Annotated in this window: 1 protein-coding gene and 1 pseudogene; both read left to right on the top strand. The window is 74.1% G+C overall.

What is annotated here, in order from left to right:
- A pseudogene (locus HGA02_RS20510) lies at positions 1-288 on the top strand (hypothetical protein); the annotation flags it as partial.
- 251 nt (positions 289-539) lie between these two features.
- Positions 540-2,666, top strand: a complete 2,127-nt coding sequence (locus HGA02_RS15745) for an MMPL family transporter (RefSeq protein WP_168680025.1) — start codon at positions 540-542, stop codon at positions 2,664-2,666.
- Positions 2,667-2,682 lie beyond the last annotated feature (16 nt).

Raw genomic sequence — 2,682 nt, 5'->3', positions numbered from 1 at the left:
TCCCTCCTGCGGCATCCCGTGCGGGCAGGACGCGAGCAGCTGGCGCTGAGCACCTCATCGCCTGCACTCCTGCACGAGCTGGCCCAGGACGCGGACCATCGAGTCCGGCTCCACGTCGCCATGTCGGGGCAGCGCGACCCGTTCGGCTCGCCCGACGAGCTCACGACGCACCTGTCGACGATCCGCGGCCCGCTGACCACGGTCTTCGTCACCGGCGACCACTCCCCGAAGGACGACGCGGCGGTGACGGCCGCGGTGCGCGACTGGCTGCTCGGCCCCGCTTCCTGAGCGGACCCTGAGAGCGCGCCCTCGACACCTCGGGGCACCCCGACCCACGATTCGGGGGTATCCCGGATGTCCGGTCTGTCCCCTTCTGCGAGAGCGTCGTCCTCACGGGCTGCGCGGCGCGGAGGGCGCGCCGGGCACCCCGGACCACGCACGTCGCGCACGTCGCGCACCCCTTGCGGAGCGCCCGTCCGCACCTGGCACCGCCGCACCACGCACCGGCCGTCCCCGTCGTCGAGACCCGAGGAACCGTCATGTCCCAGGTCGCCGGGTGGATCACCCACCGCTACGTGAAGTACGTCGTCATCGCGTTCTGGCTCGTCGTCACCGCCCTGCTGGGGCCGCTCGCGGGCAGGCTCACGAGTGCGCAGGAGAACGACGCGGAGTCGTGGCTCCCCGCGGACGCGGAGTCGACGGAGGTGCTCGCGGCGGCGGCCGCGTTCCAGCCCGACGACGTGGTGCCCGCGGTCGTCGTCTACGAGCGCGACGGCGGCCTGCTGGCGTCGGACCAGGAGACGGTCGCCGCGGACGTCGCGGCGTTCGGCGACCTCGACGGGCTCGCGGGAGACGTCGTGGGGCCGATCCCGTCGCAGGACGGCGAGGCGGTGCAGGTCATCGTGCCGATCGAGGCGCCCGACGGCTGGGACTCGCTCGGGCCGACCGTCGAGGAGATCCGCACGACCGCCGCCGAGGGCGCCGACGGCCTGGTGCCGTACGTGACCGGGCCGGCGGGCCTCGCGGCCGACCAGTCGAAGGCGTTCGAGGGGATCGACTCGACGCTGCTGTTCGCGGCGGGCGGCGTCGTCATCGTCATGCTGCTGCTCACGTACCGCAGCCCGGTGCTGTGGCTCCTGCCGGTCGCGTCGGCGGTCGTCGCGCTGACGGTCGCGCAGGCCGTCGTGTACGTGCTGGCGGACCGGTTCGACCTCACGGTGAACGCGCAGAGCGCGGGCATCCTCACGGTCCTGGTGTTCGGCGCGGGCACCGACTACGCGCTGCTCCTGGTCGCCCGGTACCGCGAGGAGCTGCGCAAGCACGGCGACCGGCACGCGGCGATGGCGGAGGCGCTGCACCGCGCGAGCCCCGCGATCATCGCGTCGGCCGCGACGGTCGCCGCCGGCATGCTCGTCCTGGTCCTCGCCACGATGAACTCGACGGCCGGGCTCGGGCCGGTCGCCGCGATCGGCATCGGCGTCGCGCTGCTCGTCATGCTCACGCTGCTGCCCGCGCTGCTCGTGACGTTCGGGCGCTGGGTCTTCTGGCCGGAGGTGCCGCACCTGGGCGACGACGAGCCGACGACGCACGGCGTCTGGGCGCGGATCGGTGCGCAGGTCGCGCGCCACCCGCGCCGCATCTGGCTCGCGACCGCGGGCGTGCTGGCCGTCGCGAGCATCGGCTGGCTGCAGCTCGACCCGACGGGGCTGTCGAACGAGGAGTCGTTCCGCACGGCCCAGCCGTCGATCGAGGGCGAGAAGGTGCTCGAGGACCACTTCGACGGCGGTGCGGGCGCGCCCGTCGTCGTGCTCGCGGACGCCCCGCAGGCCGACGCGGTGCGCGTCGCGTTCGCCGGCGTCGAGGGCATCGACGCGGACTCCGTGAGCGAGCCCGTGGTCGCCGACGGCCTCGCCTACCTCGAGGGGACGCTGGAGTCGGCGCCCGACAGCGACGCGGCGGACGCGACCGTCGACCGCGTGCGGGACGCGGTGCACGCCGTCCCCGACGCCGACGCGATGGTCGGCGGGTCGACCGCGATCGACCTCGACGCGCAGCGCGCGTCCGCGGCGGACAACCGGCTGCTCATCCCGATCATCCTGCTCGTCGTCTTCCTGGTGCTCGTGCTGCTCCTGAGGTCGCTCGTCGCCCCGCTCGTCCTCATGGGCACGGTCGTGCTGAGCTTCGGCGCCGCCATCGGGATCAGCGCGCTCGTCTTCCGCTACGCGTTCGGGTTCGGCGGCACCGACTCGTCGTTCCCGCTCTTCACGTTCGTGTTCCTCGTGGCGCTCGGCGTCGACTACAACATCTTCCTCATGACGCGCGTGCGGGAGGAGGCGCTGCGCCTGGGGCACCGTCGGGGCGCGCTCGTCGGCCTCGCGGCGACGGGCGGCGTCATCACGTCCGCCGGTCTGGTGCTCGCGGGGACGTTCGCCGCGCTGGGCACGCTGCCCGTCGTGTCGTTCGCCGAGATCGGGTTCGCCGTGGCGCTCGGCGTGCTGCTGGACACGCTCGTCGTGCGGTCGATCCTCGTCACCGCGCTCAACCTCGACCTCGGCCCGCGCATGTGGTGGCCGAGCGCCCTCTCGCGTCGACCCGAGCCGACGCACGCCCGCCACGCGGTGGAGGGCCCCGACGCCGCCCGGCAGGAGCCCGTCCCGACCCGCTGACCACGGCCCGAGGGCC

Origin of the sequence: Cellulomonas septica (assembly GCF_012396155.1) — a bacterium.
Classification (GTDB): domain Bacteria; phylum Actinomycetota; class Actinomycetes; order Actinomycetales; family Cellulomonadaceae; genus Cellulomonas; species Cellulomonas septica.
The sequence above is the reverse complement of the archived record's forward strand: the minus strand, read 5'-3'. Positions and strand labels throughout refer to the sequence as shown.

Excerpts from the sequence above, each read along its gene's own strand:
- HGA02_RS15745 (WP_168680025.1), top strand. The coding sequence starts at position 540 with ATGTCCCAGGTCGCCGGGTGGATCACCCACCGCTACGTGAAGTACGTC.